This window comes from Pseudomonas sp. S2_E01 (assembly GCF_054668365.1).
Genome location: NZ_CP162762.1, coordinates 3,055,073 through 3,073,886, shown reverse-complemented (window position 1 = coordinate 3,073,886; position 18,814 = coordinate 3,055,073). Strand labels below are relative to the sequence as shown.

Sequence of the window (18,814 nt, the reverse complement as noted above, 5' to 3'; positions counted from 1 at the left end):
CCGCACCTTCTGCAGGAGCGGGCTTGCCCGCTCCCACAGAAGATCAAGATCAAAAGCGGGCACGGGCTGCTCACGCCCGCATCGCGCGTTCGTGGGCCTCCTGCAACATGTGCAGCGTCACTTTGCGCACTTCCGCCTTGCTGACTTCAATGTGCGCTTTCAACAACCGGCAGGCCTCGTCGCTGCGATGCGAAAGGATCGCCCGGAGGATCGCGCCGTGCTCTTCATAGGTCAGGGCAATACGCTGCGACTGGGTGAAATCGAGCCGCCGGATGATGCGGATCTTTTCGCTCAGTTGCGCGTGCACCCTGGCCATGGCGGCGTTACCCGCTGCCTCGACCAGTTGGCAGTGAAACCGCTCGTCCAGTCGTGACACCTCGCTGCCGTCCTGCAATCGGTCTTCGGCGGCGACCAGCCAGATGGCGCTGAGCGCTTGCAAGGCGTCCAGTGGATGATTCGCCGAGCGTGCGCAGAGGCGTTTCGCCGCTTCGGTTTCCAGCACGATGCGCAGCTCGTAAAGGTCCTCGAAATGCTCGAAGTCGAACGGCCGTACCTGCCAGCCGCTGCGAAAATGCACGTCCAGATAACCTTCGCGCTCCAGCCGATAGAGTGCCAGGCGTACCGGGGTTCGACTGGCTTCCATGCGTTGGGCGATTTCGCCTTCCGAGAACCGGCTGCCCGGCAATAGCCGGAAGGCGAAGATGTCATCCTTGAGCTGTTGGTAAACCCGTTCAGCCAGGCTGTCCGGGTTCGTCCGGTTTTTTTTCGAGGCACCGACCAATTGCATCAGGCAGCCGCCTCGCTCGGCGTCAGCAGGAGCAGGGCGTCGCCCGGCGTCACAGCCTTGCCCGGTTGGCAACGCACCGACTTGACCACGCCGGACACCGGCGCCGTCACTGACAACTCCATCTTCATCGCCTCGACCACCAGCAGCGGAGTACCCGCCTCGACATGCTGGCCGGGCTCCACCAGCACTTTCCATACGCTGCCGCACATGTCGGCGCTGACCAGATGGCCGTCGAGGTCGCCGTCGTCGTCCTGTGGATGGGGCGACGTCACGTCGACCACTGCTTCGTCATCACGCCACAGCGGCACCTCGGCATCGAAGGCCGCTTTCTGCCGGTCCTGGAACGCGGCGATGTCGGCCTGGTTGTCGACGAGGAAGCGCTGGTATTCGGCAAAGTCGAATTCGCTGTGTTCGATGCGGATCTGTGCGCGGCCTTCGCGGAACGATTCGCGGAACTCGTCCAGCTCGGCCTCGCTGACCGGGTAGAACCGCACCTGATCGAAGAAACGCAGCAGCCACGGCTCGCCATTTTCGAACTGGGCGTTTTTCACGTATTTGTTCCAGATCGGCAAGGTGCGCCCGACCAGTTGGTAGCCGCCGGGCGAATCCATGCCGTAGATGCACATGTACATGCCACCAATGCCCACCGTGCCTTCGGCGGTGTAGGTGCGTGCCGGGTTGTATTTGGAGCTGAGCAGGCGATGGCGCGGGTCCAGCGGTACGGCGCATGGGGCGTCGAGGTAAACGTCGCCGAGGCCGAGGATCAGGTAGCTGGCGTCGAACAGAATGTCCTTCACTTCATTGCGATGGGCCAGGCCATTGATGCGCTGGAGGAAGTCGACGTTGTTCGGCAGCCACGGGGCTTCGGCGCGTACGGTCTCGCGGTAGCGGGTGACCGCGCCCAGGGTGGCGCTGTCCTCGAAGGCCATCGGCAGGTGAACGATGCGGGTCGGTACTTTCAGCTCGGCGACATCCCCGAGGCGCAACTCCAGCCCCAGCAAATGCTCGATCAACGCCTGCTGGTGCAACACGCGGCTGTTGTAGCGCAGTTGCAGCGAGCGCACGCCGGGTGCCAGTTCTTCCAGGCCGCGCAGTGGCTCGGCCTTGAGCATTTCCATCAACAGATGTACGCGCAGGCGCAGGGCCAGGTCGAGTACGTTGTCGCCGTATTCCATGAGGATGTAGGCGTCGCCGGCCTGGCGATAGACCACGCGCGGGCGGCTGCCTTCGGCCGGCAGTTCGGCCAGCACGGTGGCCGATACGGTGTCCTGCGGTTCCAGCGTCGGCGCCGGCAGGGTCACGGCGCTGATGGCGGCCAGCGCTTCGAGGCTGCCCAACTGTGCTTGCTCCAGGCTCTGCGCCTGCTGGAAGCCGATGGGGTGGAAGCGCAGCTTGTCACCGGGTTTGACCTGGCCGACTTTCCACAGCTCGGCCTTGGCGATGGTCACCGGGCAGACGAAGCCGCCGAGGCTCGGGCCGTCCTTGGTGAGGATGACCGGAAAGTCGCCGGTGAAGTTAATGGCACCGATGGCGTATTCACAGTCGTGCACGTTGGACGGGTGCAGGCCGGCTTCGCCGCCATTGGCGCGGGTCCAGCTCGGCTTCGGCCCGGACAGGCGAACGCCCAGGCGGTTGGAGTTGTAGTGCACCTCCCATTCGGCGGCGAAGAATTCCTCGATTGCCTCGGGGGTGAAGAAGTCCGGTGCGCCGTGCGGGCCATAGAGCACGCCGATGTTCCAGGTCGTGCCGTAGCTCGGAATAAGGCTAGGGTGCACCGCTTGTGGCGAGGCCACCGGTGCCGGGGTGGTGCAGGCCGCCAGCTCGGGTTGCGAGATTGCCAGCATGTCGGCCGGGCGCAGGGTACGTCCGGCGTGACCGCCAAACTGGCCCAGGGCGAAGGTCGAGCGGCTGCCCAGGTATTGCGGTACGTCGAAGCCGTTGCGCACGGCCAGATAAGTGCGGCAACCACTTTGCGCTCGGCCGAGTTTGAGCACCTGGCCGGCCTTGACCTGAATCGGCTGCCAGTAGGCGACGGCTTCACCGTCCAGCGTAGCCGGGCAGTCGGCGCCCGTCAGGGCGATCAGGGCGTCGGTGTGGAATCGCAGGGTCGGGCCTTGCAGCGTGAACTCAAGGCCCGCAGCATCGGTGTGGTTACCGACGATGCGATTGGCCAGGCGGAAGGCAAAGTCGTCCATCGGCCCGGACGGCGGCACGCCGATGTCCCAGTAGCCGAGCCGCCCCGGATAGTCCTGGACGCTGGAGTAGGTGCCGGGTTCCAACACTTCGATGACGCTGGCCTTGAAAGTGAAGGTGTCGAGCAGTCGGGTCCACACCTGGCCTTCGGCGAAGCGAGCGTCGGCCACGACCTGGCGCAGGTAATCGAGGTTGCTGGCGATCCCGTGCAGGCGGGTTTCGCCCAGTGCGGTTCGCATCCTGGCGATGGCTTCTTCACGGGTGGCGCCGTGCACGATGAGCTTTGCAATCATCGGGTCGTAGAAGGCCGAGACTTCGCTACCGGTGCTGACCCAGCCATCCACGCGCACGTTTTCGGGGAAATGCACTTCGGTGAGCACGCCGGGGCTGGGCTGGAAGTTCTTCAGCGGATCTTCCGCGTAGATGCGCACTTCGATGGCGGCGCCCTGCGGGGCACGCTCCAGCGCAGGCCAGTCCAGCGCATCACCGGCGGCTACGCGCAGCATGCACTCGATCAGGTCCAGGCCGGTGACCATTTCGGTGACGGGGTGTTCGACCTGGAGGCGGGTGTTCACTTCGAGGAAATAAAAGTCATCACGAGCAGCGTCGTAGATGAATTCCACGGTGCCAGCGCTGCGGTAGCTGACCGACTCGCCCAGTTGCACGGCGGCAGCATGCAAGCGCTCACGGGTGGCCTGAGGCAAGTTCGGCGCCGGGGTTTCCTCGACGACTTTCTGGTTACGCCGTTGCAGCGAGCAATCACGTTCACCGAGGGCAGCGACGCGGCCCTGACCGTCACCAAAAATCTGCACTTCAACGTGGCGCGCCTGGTCGACGAAGCGTTCGAGAAACACCCCGGCGTCACTGAAAAACTGCTCACCCATGCGCTTGACGCTGTCGTAGGCGCTGACCAGTGCGTCGGCATCGGCGCAGCGGGTCAGGCCGATACCACCGCCGCCGGCAGTGGTCTTGAGCATCACCGGGTAACCGATCCCTTCCGCGGCTTCCAGGGCTTGCGCAAGGCTTTGCAGCAGGCCCGTGCCCGGCGCCATCGGCACCTGGGCAACACCTGCCAGCTCACGGGCGCGGTGCTTGAGACCGAACTCGCGGATCTGCTCGCCAGTCGGGCCGACGAAGGCAATGCCAGCCGCCTCGCAGGCATCGGCGAATTCAGCACTTTCGGAGAGGAAGCCATAACCGGGGTAGATCGCCTGGGCACCGGTTTCCATGGCGGCGTCGAGGATCTTGTCGATACGCAGGTAACTGTCGGCCGGCTTGTCGCCACCCAGGGCGATGGCCACGTCGGCGTCGCGTACATGTTGCGCATTGCGGTCGGCATCGGAGTAGACGGCGACACTCTTCACGCCGAGGCGCTTGAGGGTGCGGATGGCGCGGACAGCGATCTCGCCACGGTTGGCGATCAGTACGGTAGTGAACATAGGTGTGCCTCGTCCCTGGCTTCCATGGTCTGGAAGCGAAAATGCTGAGTAGGGCGGCCTGGGCCGCCGACGGATCTCGCGCTTTACGGCTTCGCCAGGCTGGCGATAAACGCGCGCCAGCCACCGAAGCCGGTGATGTCGCGGGCGCCTTCCAGGACGTACGGTTCGCAGATGAAGCCCTTGACCCAGCGACCGTCGGCCAGCTCCAGATTGCCGATGCCCAGCGGTGGCGGAATCTCCGCGACAAATTCACCGAAGCGCGCCTGCGGCACGTCCCACAGCTCGACGATGATTTCGGCGCCATCCGTGGCAACACGGGCCAGTCCAGGTTTTGGTGGCACGGTGCCGGGCAGGGCGTAGAGGCGGTAGTGGGGGGCGCTGGTGGTTTGCTCGACCAGTACAGCGTCGCGGTTCAGCAACTGGAAGTTCAGCGGCATGCCGGTGAGGTGCGCACCGACCACCGCCACCCGCACGCTGCCCGGCGCCTGGGCGCTGGCACGTTGGGCGGGCAGGGCACGTTGGGTTGCGCCCAGCGGCAGGTTCAGGGCCTGCTGCCAGCGCTGGCCGAAAGCGGCGAGGGCATGGTCGTGCCAGGCCGGGGCGATCAGGGTGATGCCAGCCGGTAGACCATCGGCACGCAAACCCGCTGGCAGGGCCAGGGCCGAGAGGTCGGCGAGGTTGGTGAAGTTGGTGTAGGTGCCAAACTGGCTGTTGAACAGCACCGGTTCCACGGCCATTTCCGCCAGGGTGCGAATGGTCGGCGAGGTCGGCACCACCAGCGCGTCGAAACCGGCCAGTGCCTGGTCGATGGTCCTGCTCAGCTCGGCACGAATGTACTCGGCTTTGTAAGCGTCGCAGGCACTGTAGTTCTCGCCAGCGGCGACCACACCGCGCACCACCGGGTTGATGTGGGCGGGATCGACCCCTTCCACCGCCACGGTGCGCTCGGCGACCCAGGGGCCGTAGTAGAGCTGTTCGGCCAGTTCGCGAAACGGCGAGAAGTCGATCTCGACCAGTTCGGCACCCAGCTCGCGCAGTTTGCCCAGCGCCTGCTCGAAGACTGCCTGGTTCTGCTCGTCACCGAAAAACTGCGGCGCGGCGGGTACGGCCAGGCGCGGCTTGTCCGGCATACCGACCTTGGCGCTGTTGGGGTTCTTGCGACTGTAGGCATCGGCGGCGTCGAAGCCACCGGCGATAGTGGCGACGGCCTGGGCGTCGGCCACGGTCAGCGCAAACACCGAAATGCAGTCGAGCGTGCGGCACGCCGGCACGAGCCCGGTGTTGGGCAGCCAGCCCTTGGTCGGCTTAAGTCCGACGATGTTGTTGAAACCGGCCGGCACGCGCCCGGAGCCCGCCGTGTCGGTGCCCAGCGAAAACGCCACCAGCCCGCGCGCCACCGTGCTGGCCGAGCCGGAGCTGGAGCCGCCGCTGACGTAGTCCGGATTGAAACTGTTGGGCACCGCACCGTAGGGTGAGCGGGTGCCGACCAGGCCGGTCGCGAACTGGTCGAGGTTGGTCTTGCCGATCAGGATCGCACCGGCCGCCCGCAGGCGGGTGACGACGGTCGCGTCGGCCTCGGCGACATAGGCGAATTCGGGGCACGCGGCGGTGGTGGTCCAGCCCGCGGCGTTGATGTTGTCCTTGATGGCGAAGGGCACGCCATATAACGGTAATGCGTCGAGATTGCCGTTTGCGTTGTCGACAAGGGTTTGAAGGTGTGCGAGTTGTGCGTCGAGTTGCTCAGGCGTGGCGAGGCTGATCCAGGCCGGATCATCGCTACTCAAACTGTCCAATACCGCGTGCAGCAGCTCCTGCGGTTTTGCGTTGTCGCGATAGGCGTGTTTCCACTCATCCAGGGTGAAGGCCGACGGTGTCTCGAACATGCTGTGCATCCCATCTTGTATCCAAGTTGGGAAGATGGATGGCAAGATGAATGCCAGCTTGTTAAATATCTTTTAAAACAAAAGGTTGCGTTGTTTTTGTCAAGTGCATGCCGGGTTTTTCAATCAGATCCCTGCACTGTTTGCGTTCGCCGTGTCTGGTTGTGGTGCGTGCGCCCAGGCCCATCGAGCCGCCGTCGGTCACCTGTTGCCGTGCTTTTCGCCCCGGGGTCCAAACTTTACCTGCGACTCTACACAGGAGGCGTACGTAATGAGCACGACCTTAATGAGCGCCCTGAGCGCATTGCTGCTGACCGCAGCCTGCCTGACAGCGCTTGCAGACCCACCTAAAAAGCCAAACAGGATCAGCACCGAGGCCGAACCCAGCGTTTTGCAAGTCTCGACAACCCCGGCTCCAGCCACGCCAGCCAGCAGCGCGGCAGACGATGGATTCATCCGGGCGAGCGGTAGAACCAGTTCACATTCGATGCATCCCAACGCGCCTGCGGCAATCGAGCAATTCGCTGACGATGACGTCAACGCGCCACAGCCCGCTGAAAATCAATAGCCGTATGCTTCTCGGCCTATCCGAGACCACCGTATGAGTGCTTGAAGTCCGCAGCCGTCAACGGCCATTGCTGGTTGACCATCACCCAGCATGGCACCCAACCTCCGGCCTTGGCGGGCTTCGATCACTCGCAGTCGAACTTGTTTGAAGTAGACGCACAATCCCAGCGTTGTCGGTGATCAGGCGCACCGCTTGAGAAGCACCTTGATCGGGTTGCGCACCCGGCGTTTGGACACTTCCTTGGCCTTGATCCAGCGACAGGCGTCAATCTCGTTGCAGGGACGAGGTTTGGACGTCGTCGTTGTCGCTTCGAACAGGTAATGAATGACCTTGTCCTCTCGGAACTCGGTGATGTAACGCAGTTCATCGCATGACAGGCCGGTTTCCTCGGCCATTTCCCGGCGAGCCGCCTGCAAGGGTGTCTCGTTGCGCTCTACCGTGCCGCCGGGGAGGTTCCACTTGGCGTTGCGCTTTCGTACGAACAGAACCTCGCCATCCTTACGGTAAATCACCGTGGCGCGTAGTTTGATTCCCTTTCTCTTTGCCGTAGCAGTGTCCATTGCCTTCATGCGCATTCCCGGATCGGTTGGCTGGACGGAGCTTCCCTGTGACGGCTCCTGACTCAAGCGTAGGGATTGAATATGTCGATTGGATGACCGTGTAGCGCCGTTGATCGCTTCATTGCTTGTCAGAAAAATCGTACGTCAGGCCGTTTGCCATGCCTTTGTCATAAACCTTTAACAATTAACGTTCAGAGTGCCGTAGCCCCGTAAAACACATGGAGTTCCTTTGATGAAGAGTTTGTTTAAGTCTGCTGCGCTGGCCGTTACGGTTTCTCTGTGCGCCACCTCGGTGTCTTTCGCTGCGGAAAGCGTACGCCTGACCGGTTCCGGTGCCAGCTTCCCGGCTCCGATCTACCTCACCTGGTTCAAGGACTTCAGCAAGAAAACCGAAGGCGTCACCGTGGACTACCAGTCCAAGGGGAGCGGGGCAGGTGTACAGGACTTCCTGAACAAGACGGTCGATTTCGCCGCCAGTGACTCGGCCATGAAGGACGAAGACATCGCCAAGGTTGCCGAGGGCGCTCAATTGCTGCCAATGACAGCAGGCGAGATCGTGCTGGCGTACAACCTGCCAGGCAGCCCTAAAGGCGTGAAGCTGCCGCGCGAGGTTTACTCAAACATCTTCCTGGGCAAGATCACCAACTGGAACGACAAGCAGATCGCTGCTGCCAACCCGGACCTGAAACTGCCTGACATGCCGATCACCGTTGTCGTGCGCGCAGACTCCAGCGGCACTACTGCTGTGTTCACCAAGCACTTGGCTGCCATCAACCCTACGTTCAACAAGGACCTGGGTGAAGGCAACACCGTCAACTGGCCAGCCAGTGACAAATTCATCAAATCGCCGAAAAACGATGGCGTGACCGCCACCGTACGCCAGACCCCGGGCGCCATCGGCTACATCGAGTACGGCTTTGCCAAACTGGCCAAGGTCGACTTCGCCGTACTGCAGAACAAGGCCGGCCAATACGTCGTGCCAAACGCCGAAAGCGGTGCCGAAGCACTGGCGGCAGTGAAGATGCCGGAATCCCTGGTGGCCTGGTTGCCTGATCCGGATGGCGCCAAGTCCTACCCGATCACTTCCTACACCTGGATGATCTTCCGCAAGAAAAACGAAAGCCCTGAAAAAGCCAAGGCCATGCGTGAGATGGTCGAGTACGGCCTGACCGAAGGTCAGAAAATCGCCGACTCGATGGGCTACATCCCGCTGCCGCCATCGGTTGTCGATCAGGTTCGCAAGGCTTCCGCCAACATCCAGTAACACCTGCGTGGCTTCTTCCGGCGTGGGCTGTCAGCCCCGTCGGAGGAGTTTCCCTCACTGTTCCGGAATCACTCCATGAACAAGCCTTTTGTCGTACCGGTCAATTCGGACTCTGCCTGCAAACCGCCTTCCGCGAAGGATTTTCTGGTTGACCGGACCTTCCGTGCGCTCGCGCGTATCGGCGTGGTGCTGATCCTGGCCGTGGTGTTTGCTCTGGTCTATGAAGTCGGCGTCAAGGCGCTTCCTGGTATGGAAAAGCACGGACTGGATGTCCTGTTCGGCAGTGTCTGGGACGTTAACCAAGGCAAGTACGGCATTCTGCCGGCCATTTGGGGCACGCTCTACAGCGCCCTGATTGCACTGGTCATTGCAGGCTTTTTCGGCGTCAGCATGGCGATTTTCCTGACTCAGGATTTCCTGCCCGCCCAGCTTGCAGCCGTTTTTCGCACCATCGTCGAATTGCTCGCAGCCATCCCCAGCGTCGTCTACGGTCTTTGGGGAATTTACGTGGTCATCCCGGCTATTCGGCCGTTGACGACGTGGTTGCACACTGAGCTTGGCTGGATCCCCTTTTTCGGCACGTCCCTGAGCGGTCCGGGTTTGTTACCCGCCGCCCTGGTACTGGCCATCATGATTCTGCCGACGATCGCGGCGGTATCGCAGGACGCGCTGACGGCCGTCCCGATGAAAACCAAACAGGCCGCCTACGGCATGGGTACGACCCACTGGGAAGCGATTCTCAAGGTAATGGTGCCATCCGCCGCCACCGGCATCTTCGGTTCCCTGGTGCTGGGCCTTGGCCGCGCACTGGGTGAAACCATGGCGCTGGCGATGCTGGTGGGTAACGCCAACAACATTTCCCTGTCGCTGTTCGCCCCGGCCAATACCCTGGCGGCCTTGCTGGCGCTGAACTTCCCGGAAGCGGGGCCGAACGAGATCGAGGTGTTGATGTACGCCGCACTGGTGCTGATGTTCATCACCCTGGTGGTCAACGTCATCGGCTCCATGATCATGATGTACGCCCAGCGGGGTAGTAAATGATGACCAGCCTGACCACTCCTCTTGAAGCGCTGCCCAGCCTGCAACGCAAATTTGAAGGCCGTGCGCTGCGCAGTCTGGTCCTGACGACACTCGTATGGTTTGGCGCGCTGCTGGCCAGCGTGCCACTGCTGTCAGTGCTCTACATGCTGATCACCAAGGGTGGGGCTCGCCTGAGCCTGGAAGTCTTCACCGAACTGCCGCCCACCGGTTTCGAGACCGGTGGTGGTTTCGGTAACGCCATGGCCGGTACCTTCGTCATGGTCGGCATCGCCGCCGCCATCGCGGTGCCGGTTGGCATCATGGCCGCCGTGTTCCTGGCCGAGCTCGGCCCGGAAAGCAAGCTGGCCAACGCCGCGCGTTTCGCCGCCAAGATGCTCACCGGCCTGCCGTCGATCCTGGCGGGTGTGTTCGCCTACGCCATCGTGGTGATGACGACCGGTACCTACTCGGCGCCTGCCGGTGGGATAGCGCTGGCGGTGCTGATGTTGCCCATCGTCGTACTGACCGCTGAAGAGTCGATGAAGATGGTGCCCAAGATCATGAAGGACGCTGCCTACGGCATGGGCTGCACCCGCTCACAAGTGATCTGGAAAATCATCCTTCCGACCGGTATGCCGGCGATCCTTACCGGTGTGATGCTGGCCGTGGCACGTGCCGCTGGCGAGACCGCACCGCTGTTGTTCACCGCGCTGTTCAGCAACTACTGGATCATTCATGACGGCAGCCTGGCGGTGATGAACCCGACCGCATCGCTGGCCGTGCTGATTTACAACTTCTCCGGCATGCCGTTTGACAACCAGCTCGAACTCGCCTGGGCGGCTTCGCTGGTGCTGGTAATGATCGTTCTGGTCGTGAACGTCGTCAGCCGTATCTTCGGCAAGCCAAAGTATTGAGAATCGGAGCAACTGAATTATGACCGTATTATCCGCGCCAAAAGCTGCTCCGTTCGAAACCCAGGCCCCCGTGGTCATGGACTGCAAGCTCGACAAGATTTTCTACGGTAACTTCATGGCCGTGCGCGACAGCCACGTGCCGATCGAAAAAAACAAGATCACCGGTTTCATCGGTCCTTCGGGCTGTGGCAAAAGTACCGTGCTGCGCAGCCTCAACCGCATGAACGACCTGGTGCGAGGCTTCCGTTTCGAAGGCCACGTGCATTTCCTCGGCCAGGACGTCTACGGCAAGGGCGTTGACCCGGTGGTCGTGCGCCGTTACATCGGCATGGTATTCCAACAACCGAACCCGTTCTCGATGAGCATCTTCGACAACGTCGCCTTTGGCCTGCGCCTGAACCGCTACAAGGGCGACATCGGTGACCGCGTCAAGCACGCCCTGCAAGGCGCCGCGTTGTGGGATGAGGTCAAGGACAAGCTCAAGGTCAGCGGCCTGTCGCTGTCCGGCGGTCAGCAGCAACGTCTGTGCATCGCCCGCGCCATCGCCACCGAGCCGGAAGTGCTGTTGCTCGACGAACCCTGCTCGGCACTCGACCCGATCGCTACCCGTCGCGTCGAAGAGCTGATGGTGGAGCTGAAGAAGGATTACACCATCGCCCTGGTGACCCACAACATGCAGCAGGCCATCCGTGTCGCCGACACCACGGCCTTCTTCTCGGTGGACATTTCCCAGGGCACGCGTACCGGTTATCTGGTGGAAATGGGCCCGACCACACAGATCTTCGACAACCCGCGCGAGCAAATGACCAGCGACTACATCAGCGGTAAATTCAGCTGATGTTTGCCAAACGTCGTCTTGATTTGCCCGCGATCGAGGCGGCCCTGCGTGAAGTGCAGGGCCGTTTTTCCGAGCTCAGCATGCAGTTTACCGAGCCGCGTGACCCGTTCACCGACGAAGTGCTGAACAACGTGCTGGCGGGTTATGCGTTGATCGACGACTACGTTGCCAATGATGTCGACCTGTTCCACCTGCAAAACCTGAACCTGATGCTGGAAATCAACGCGACCGTGCTGTGCGGCAAAGACCCGGATCGCAGGATCGAGTTTGCGCAGCACCTGGCGGCGACCGAGGCGCACTTCTTCAATAACGTCGAAGGCGGCATCAAGGACCTCTTCAACTGGTACTGCGCGTACCGCAGCGAATCGGTGTGGAAGCGAGCGGCCGGGTTGTACGTGCGGGTCCTGAGCAAGCCGCAACTGTTCATCGAAGGCAATCACCGCAGCGGCTCGCTGATCGTCAGTTACCTGTTGATGCGGGCGGGCCAGCCGCCGTTCGTGCTCACGCTGGACAACGCCAAGGGTTATTTCAACCCGTCATCCGTCATCCGCAACTCAGCCAAACATGGCGTGAAATCCCTGTATGAGTTGCCCAAGATCAAGAAAAAATATGCCGCTTTCCTGGAAGATCAATCACCGGATCCACAGAAATTTTTCGTGTACGAGCGAAAACTGCCTGCCTACCAGGGGGGCGCGTGATGAATAGCGTTTCGACGTTCGAGAAATGCCGGTTTGCCGTGAATCAGGCGTGGCAGATCACCCGCAGTTACGTGCCGATGGTCGAGTGCCGTCGTGTGCGCATTTCCTTCGATATCGACGACACCCTGGCGTGCCTGCCGCACCACAGCGAGGCGGAGCCGAACCTGTTGCCCCAATCCATTCACCGCTGGCTGGGCGAACCGTTGCGCCAGGGCACCCGCGAACTGATCCGTGAACTGCGTCGCCAGGATTGCAGTGTCTGGGTGTACACCTCGTCCGGGCGCACGCCGAGCTACATCCGCCGTTGGCTGATGCTCTACGGTATTCATGTCGACGGCGTGGTCAACAGCGTTCGCCACGACGAGGCGCTCAAATCCCACGGGCTTTCGATCACTCCATCGAAACTGCCGCGACTGTTCGATATCGATTTACACGTCGATGATTCCGAAGGCGTGAAGGTCGAAGGCCAGGACCACGGCTTCCGCGTGGTCGTGGTGCAACCCGATGACCCCCGTTGGGCGCAGCGCGTGCTGGACGCCGTTGCGGATGTGCAGGCGCAATTGGCCTGGCAGCAGCCGCATCGATTCAAGGCGCCGGTTGGGCAGGGCGCAGGCGTTTACTCCTCCTGACTTGTGGGCGCGAGCCTGCTCGCAATGCTGTCCCGGCCACTGCGGGGCATCAGATCTCCCCCGTCATCGTTGACCTCCATCGCGAATGAATTCGCTCCTACAGGGACGGCGCTGCCTCTGTAGGAGCGAGCTTGCTCGAGATGGTCTCCCAAGCCCCACGGGCATCAGGCCGCCCGCGTCATCGTTAACGCCCATCGCAAATGAATTCGCTCCTACAGGTTGGGTGTAACGCTGTGGGAGCGGGCTTGCCTTCGATGGTCTCCCGAACACCGCGTGACATCAGGCCTTACACATTCCTAATGATTCCCGTCTTCAATTTGATTGACATGAATCAATATCCGTTCGAGTATATCAATTAAGTGATATGCATAAATCGCACAGCGATACGGAGTGTAAATTGTACGATCCTCTTGTCAGTGCTACCCCAGGCGTCGGAATGCCGCATTCACCCTCTTATTGGGTTGATACAGCGGGTGCCGCTCCGGACGACGATGGCCCGCTTTCGGTGGCCGTCGATGTCGAGGTGGCCATCATCGGAGCTGGCTACACCGGCCTCAGTTGCGCGCTGCATCTGGCTCGGGAGCATGGGATCAGCGCGTTGGTGCTGGAGGCGAATCAGGTGGCCTGGGGTTGCAGCGGTCGCAACGGCAGCTTCGCGCGTATTTCCGGTGGGCGTGTGCCGCTGTCGCAACTGATCAAGCGCTACGGCGCGACCACGGCCAAGGCCTATTTCGATGAAATGTCCGCCGGGCTCAACACTGTTCGGGGGTTGATCCGCGATGGGGAGATCGACTGCGATCCGCAACCGGATGGCGTTTACAAGGTGGCAAGTAACGCGGCACACGTCGATGCTCTCAGGCACGAGGTCGGCCTGTACAACGACGTGCTGAACTACCGGGCCAAGTTCGTCAGCGACAGCCAGGTGCAGGCCGTGCACAGCGGGGCCGAATCATTCGGCGCGTTGTACATGCCAGATGGCTTTTCCATGCATCCGCTCAAGCTGGCGTGGGGTCTGCACCGCATGGCCCGCAAAGCGGGGGCAAGGGTTCACACGTCTTCTCCAGTGGTGGAGTGGCACAGCGAGAGCGGCGTTCATCGCCTCGTGACCCCCAATGGCGTAGTCACCGCTCGCAAGGTCGTGGTGGCCACCAATGGCTACACCTCGCCAGCGTTGAACAAGGCCACCGCCGGGCGCGTGTTGCCGGTGCATTCGCAGATCATCGTGACCCGGCCCCTGACTCTGGAAGAGAAACGGAGCAGCCTGCCGGGCAGCGAATGTATGTTCGATACCCGCAACCTGCTCTCGTATTACCGTCGCTTGCCGGATGATCGCATTCTGTTTGGCGGTCGCAGCGCCATCACCGGGCGTGAGGCCGAAAATCCACGTCACCGACAAAATCTGCATGACGCCCTGTGCCGCAAGTTCCCGGTGCTGGAAGGCATTCAAGTTGATTACAACTGGGGTGGCTGGGTCGCGGTCAGCGAGAACTCGCTGCCCTTCATTTGCAGGGTGCCGGGGCTGGATAACGTGTATGCCGGTGGCGGTTACGCCGGCAGCGGCGTGTCGTTTTCGGTGCAGGCCGGCAAACGTCTGGCGCAAATGCTGACAGGTGCCAGGCAGCCCACCGAGATTGACTTCCTGCACCAGGTTCCCAAGCGTTTTCCGTTCCAGCCGTTTCTGCGGGTGGGGCAGCGTATGACCTACGCATGGTATCGCTTCAAGGATTCCAAATAAGTCATTGGCATCGAGTTGCAAAGCAGTGTTGCGGTAGAGGCTGGAACAAGAGGGGCAGCGTGGTGCCTCCGTGATTATAAGAAGAGTGGTTCGGGCGAAGTCGCCCCGCGTTCGATTCAACTGTCTAATTAAAATAAACTCAGGAGTTGAAAATGCATTCAATCAAAAAGCGCACGGCCGGCGTCGCGCTGGCTCTCTCTCTGTGCACTGTGACCCATGTGCAAGCCGCAGGTACCGTTACGTTCGCCGGCTGGGGAGGGGCGCTACAAGACGCCGAACGCAAGGCCTACCTCAAGCCCGCTGAAGCAGCCCTGGGTATCAAGATCCAGGAAGACAACATGGACGGCCTGGCAGCAGTGCGTGCCCAGGTGATGTCGGGTAAGCCGAAGTGGGATGTGGTCGAACTGGCTTCCAATGACTGCGTACTTGCCCAGGAGCAGGGCCTGACCGAGCCCCTTGATTATTCGGTGATCAGCACCGAGGGAGTGGCCGCAAATTTCTATGGCAAGAACTGGATCGCCAGCAATGCCTACTCCACCGTGCTGGCCTGGGCCAATGACGCCGGCAACAATACGCCGAAGACCTGGAAAGCATTTTTCGACCCCGAGGTAAAAGCGTCCCGCGCCATGTACCGCCAGCCTTACACAACGCTGGAACTGGCGCTTATCGCCGACGGCGTGTCGCCCAAAGCCCTTTACCCACTGGATATCGACCGCGCTTTCAAAGTGCTGGAGCGCATCAAACCACAGGTGGTCAATTGGTGGCGCAGCGGCACGGATTCCGCGCAATTGTTGCGTAGTCGAGAGGTGGACGCCCTGGCCATCTGGGCTTCGCGTGTTGATGAACTGAAAAAATCCGGTGAAGCCGTCGACTACACCTACGACCATGCACTGCTCGACTATGACTGCGTGGTTGTGCCCAAGGGCGCGCCCAACAAGGAACTGGCGATGAAGCTGGTGGCGCACATCATGAAACCGGAAAGCCAAGCGACCCTGGTGACCCTGATTCCAAACCCGCCGATTAACGTCAAGGCTTACGACACCAACATCATTCCGGCCGCTATGGCCGCCACCTTGCCCACCGCACCGGCCAACATCGACAAAGTGGTGTTCTTTGATCCTGTCTGGTGGCTGGCACACCAGGCCGAAGTTCAACGTCGCTTTGACTTGTTCATCCAGAATTGACGGAGGCAATGGGTATGTTCGGTTTCAACAAGAAATTGCTCAACACGGCGGTCGTTGCATCACTGGCTATGGTGGGAAGCTGTGCGGCGCTGGCCGATAGCCTGACATTTTCGGGCTGGGGTGGGGCATTGCAGGACGCAGAGCGCAAGGCTTACCTTGAACCCGCCGCCAAGGCACTGGGCGTGACGATCAAGGAAGACAACATGGATGGCCTGGCGGCGGTGCGTGCCCAGGTCATGTCGGGCCGGCCGAAGTGGGATGTGGTGGAATTGGGCAGCACCGAGTGCGCCCAGGCCCAGCAGGAAGGCCTGGTGGAACCGCTGGATTACTCCGTCATCGATGCAACGCATGTCGACAAGAGTGTGGTCAGCAGTCACTGGATCGCCAGTCACGCCTACGCCACCGTCGTGGCGTGGGCCGATGACACGGGTGCACCGGTGGCGAAGAACTGGCAGCAGTTTTTCGATCCTCAGGTGAAGGGTGCCCGAGCGTTGTACCGTCAGCCCTGGCTGACCATGGAAGCGGCGTTGCTCGGGGACGGCGTTGCACCGAAAGACCTGTATCCATTGGATGTGGAACGTGCGATCAAGGTGCTTGATCGCATCAAGCCTCAAGTGGTCAATTGGTGGGGGGCAGGGGCGGATTCGGCGCAGTTGTTGCGAAGCCGTGAGGTCGATTTTCTGGCGATCTGGAATGGCCGGGTCAACGATGTAAAAAACAGTGGCGAAAAAGTCGATTACAGTTTTGATGGTGCGTTGTTGAGCCACGACTGCCTGATCGTTCCCAAGGGCGCCGCGAACAAGGATCTGGCAATGAAGCTGATAGCCCAGATCATGAAGCCCGAGAGCCAAGCGATGCTGGCGACGTTGATTCCTTATTCTCCGGTCAATGCCAAGGCGTACGAACAGGCCGCGATCACTGCGGAACTGGCGGCGCGTTTGCCCACCTCACCGCAGAACATCAACAAGGTGGTGTCGGTGTCACCCGAGTGGTGGGTGAAGAACCAGGAAGCGGTACGTCAGCGGTTCGCGCTGTTTCTGGCCCACTGACCGTTGCTGCCAACCGAACAGTGAGGAGGGGCGCCCCGGGCGCTTCTCCCTCTATAAAAAGGGCTCGAGTCGCCCGTTTGTGCCGAGTGTGAGTATGTCCGAAGACCTTAAACTTTCGATGTCCATCGACATCGAGAACCTGACCAAGACCTACGACAGTTTTGCTGCGTTGGATGATGTATCGCTCTCGATCAAGAGTGGCGAGTTCCTGTCTCTGCTCGGCTCCTCGGGTTCGGGCAAGACCACGCTGTTGATGGCGCTCGCCGGTTTCGTTCGTCCTGATGCCGGCAGCATCCGCTTTGGTGGTCGGGAAATGATCTTCGAGCCGCCGCACAAGCGCGATGTCGGCATGATGTTCCAGAGTTACGCGCTGTTTCCCCATATGAACGTCTTTCAGAACGTCGCATACCCGTTGAAGCTGCGGGGTTACGGGCGGGCTGAAATCCGCCAGCGAGTGGAACAGGCGCTGGCCACGGTGGAACTCGATCACCTGATTGAGCGCAATATCAACGAAATGTCGGGCGGTCAGCGCCAGCGTATTGCCCTGGCCCGGGCCATTGTGTTCGAGCCAAAGATTCTGTTGATGGACGAGCCCCTCTCGGCCCTCGACAAACGTCTGCGCGAAACCATGCAACTGGAATTGCGCCGTCTGCATGAGCGCCTGGGTATGACAGTGGTCTACGTGACACACGACCAGCGCGAAGCCTTGACCATGTCCGACCGCATCGCGGTGATGAGTAAGGGCAAGATTCGTCAGATCGATACGCCGGTGAACCTTTATGAGCGTCCTGCCAACCGGTTCATCGCCGAGTTCGTCGGTGAGTCGTCCTGCCTGCCGGTGACACAGCACGCGGGGCTGCTCCAGTTCCAGGGGCGCACACTCAAAACCGGCAGCGCGGTGGAGGGGCTGAAAAATCCGAGCCTGGTGGTCCGTCCGGAAAAACTGCAATTCGTCGCGGCCGAGGCTGGTGAGTACAATCACTTGCACGGCCACGTCACCGATGTGATTTTCCAGGGCGAAAGCCAGTTGGTGCAGATTGACCTGGGCGAAGGCATGGCCGTTGCCATTCGCCGCCCGACCCGCAGCTCCGAAAGCAATCGCCTGCCAGCTCGTGGCGAGGCCGTGGTGCTTGGCCTGCACCCGCACGACACCCTGGTGGTGGGGAACGAGCCATGAGTGTCGTCGAACTGCACGCATTGAATGCCCGTGAGCTGCAACGCGCAGAGCGGCGTCATCGCTGGTATCTGTTCGGCTCAGGGTTGCCTGCGTTGTTACTGGTGCTGCTGACGTTTGTGTTGCCGATCGGCTGGTTGTTCTGGTTGTCGTTGTTCGACGCCAACGGTCAGTTGACGATCGAGAACTACACGCGCCTGCTCGAGCCGATCTACGTGCTGACGTTCGTGCAGACCTTCAAGATCAGCATCATCGTCACCATCGCCTGTGTGCTGATCGGTTACCCCTATGCCTATTTCATGATCAAGGGCGCGCGCTGGCTCGCCAACCTGGCCATGGGGCTGCTTTTGGTGTCGCTGTGGACATCACTGCTGGTGCGTACCTACGCGTGGCTGATCATCCTGCAGCGTCGCGGTATCGCCAACGACTTGCTGATGAGCCTGGGCCTGACCGACGCGCCGCTGGCCCTGGTGCATAACCTGACCGGCACGGTGATCGGCATGGTGCACATCATGTTGCCGTTCATGATCCTGCCGTTGTACGCCGCGATGAAAAGCATCAATCCGATCTACAACCAGGCGGCTGCCGCCTTCGGTGCGTCGCCGTCCCGAGCCTTTCGCGACGTGTTCCTGCCGTTGTCGCTGCCGGGGCTGGCGGCCGGCGCCACGCTGGTGTTCGTGATCACCCTGGGCTTCTACGTCACGCCTGCGTTGTTGGGCGGTGGCAAGGTGCAGATGATCTCCATGCGGATCGAGAGCGACGTGTCCATGTACGCCAACTGGGGTGCCGCTTCTTCGTTGGGCGTGGTGCTGTTGCTGACCACCTTGCTCATGTTGTTCATCGTCAAGAAGGGCGCGGGCCTCGGCCGGCGCAGCGAGTGAA

15 protein-coding genes are annotated in these 18,814 nt (G+C 61.2%); 11 read left to right on the top strand and 4 right to left on the bottom strand.

Features of this window, described 5'->3' with window-relative positions:
- Positions 1–70: 70 nt before the first annotated feature.
- From AB4O36_RS14025 to AB4O36_RS14010, 4 genes are all read right to left on the bottom strand, one after another.
- A complete protein-coding gene (locus AB4O36_RS14025; protein WP_460142056.1) occupies positions 71–787 on the bottom strand; it encodes a GntR family transcriptional regulator in 717 nt (238 codons plus the stop codon).
- On the bottom strand, positions 787–4,419 hold the full coding sequence (uca, locus tag AB4O36_RS14020; protein ID WP_460142055.1) for an urea carboxylase: 3,633 nt from the start codon (positions 4,417–4,419) through the stop codon (positions 787–789). Before uca ends, AB4O36_RS14025 begins: the two co-directional genes overlap by 1 nt.
- A gap of 83 nt (positions 4,420–4,502) precedes the next feature.
- Complete coding sequence (atzF, locus tag AB4O36_RS14015) at positions 4,503–6,302, bottom strand: allophanate hydrolase (protein ID WP_460142054.1); 1,800 nt, start codon at positions 6,300–6,302, stop codon at positions 4,503–4,505.
- Between the two features lie 744 nt (positions 6,303–7,046).
- Positions 7,047–7,436, bottom strand: coding sequence for an NUDIX hydrolase (locus AB4O36_RS14010; protein ID WP_460142053.1), 390 nt, complete (start codon positions 7,434–7,436; stop codon positions 7,047–7,049).
- Between the two features lie 223 nt (positions 7,437–7,659).
- Between AB4O36_RS14010 and pstS the strand changes: the two genes are divergently transcribed.
- From pstS to AB4O36_RS13955, 11 genes are all read left to right on the top strand, one after another.
- On the top strand, positions 7,660–8,691 hold the full coding sequence (pstS, locus tag AB4O36_RS14005; RefSeq protein WP_460142052.1) for a phosphate ABC transporter substrate-binding protein PstS: 1,032 nt from the start codon (positions 7,660–7,662) through the stop codon (positions 8,689–8,691).
- A 75-nt stretch (positions 8,692–8,766) separates the two neighbouring features.
- Entirely contained in the window at positions 8,767–9,732 is a 966-nt protein-coding gene (gene pstC, locus AB4O36_RS14000; RefSeq protein ID WP_460142051.1) for a phosphate ABC transporter permease subunit PstC, read from the top strand.
- Entirely contained in the window at positions 9,732–10,625 is an 894-nt protein-coding gene (pstA, locus tag AB4O36_RS13995) for a phosphate ABC transporter permease PstA (RefSeq protein WP_460126736.1), read from the top strand. Before pstC ends, pstA begins: the two co-directional genes overlap by 1 nt.
- Positions 10,626–10,701: 76 nt before the next feature.
- Positions 10,702–11,463, top strand: a complete 762-nt coding sequence (gene pstB / locus AB4O36_RS13990) for a phosphate ABC transporter ATP-binding protein PstB (protein WP_368554561.1) — start codon at positions 10,702–10,704, stop codon at positions 11,461–11,463.
- Positions 11,463–12,161, top strand: coding sequence for a hypothetical protein (locus tag AB4O36_RS13985; protein WP_460142050.1), 699 nt, complete (start codon positions 11,463–11,465; stop codon positions 12,159–12,161). The genes pstB and AB4O36_RS13985 overlap by 1 nt, the downstream gene beginning before the upstream one ends.
- Positions 12,162–12,238: 77 nt before the next feature.
- Complete coding sequence (locus tag AB4O36_RS13980; RefSeq protein ID WP_460126734.1) at positions 12,239–12,790, top strand: hypothetical protein; 552 nt, start codon at positions 12,239–12,241, stop codon at positions 12,788–12,790.
- A gap of 436 nt (positions 12,791–13,226) precedes the next feature.
- Positions 13,227–14,525, top strand: coding sequence for an NAD(P)/FAD-dependent oxidoreductase (locus AB4O36_RS13975; RefSeq protein WP_460142049.1), 1,299 nt, complete (start codon positions 13,227–13,229; stop codon positions 14,523–14,525).
- A gap of 152 nt (positions 14,526–14,677) precedes the next feature.
- Positions 14,678–15,709 (top strand): ABC transporter substrate-binding protein, encoded by a 1,032-nt coding sequence (locus AB4O36_RS13970; RefSeq protein WP_460142048.1) that lies wholly within the window; start codon positions 14,678–14,680, stop codon positions 15,707–15,709.
- Between the two features lie 14 nt (positions 15,710–15,723).
- On the top strand, positions 15,724–16,758 hold the full coding sequence (locus AB4O36_RS13965; RefSeq protein ID WP_460126127.1) for an ABC transporter substrate-binding protein: 1,035 nt from the start codon (positions 15,724–15,726) through the stop codon (positions 16,756–16,758).
- 94 nt (positions 16,759–16,852) lie between these two features.
- Positions 16,853–17,935: an ABC transporter ATP-binding protein gene (locus AB4O36_RS13960; RefSeq protein ID WP_460126125.1), complete on the top strand. Its 1,083-nt coding sequence runs from the start codon at positions 16,853–16,855 to the stop codon at positions 17,933–17,935.
- The gene (locus tag AB4O36_RS13955; RefSeq protein ID WP_460142047.1) at positions 17,932–18,813 is read left to right on the top strand and encodes an ABC transporter permease; all 882 of its coding nucleotides are present in this window, start codon (positions 17,932–17,934) and stop codon (positions 18,811–18,813) included. The genes AB4O36_RS13960 and AB4O36_RS13955 overlap by 4 nt, the downstream gene beginning before the upstream one ends.
- Position 18,814: the final 1 nt, after the last annotated feature.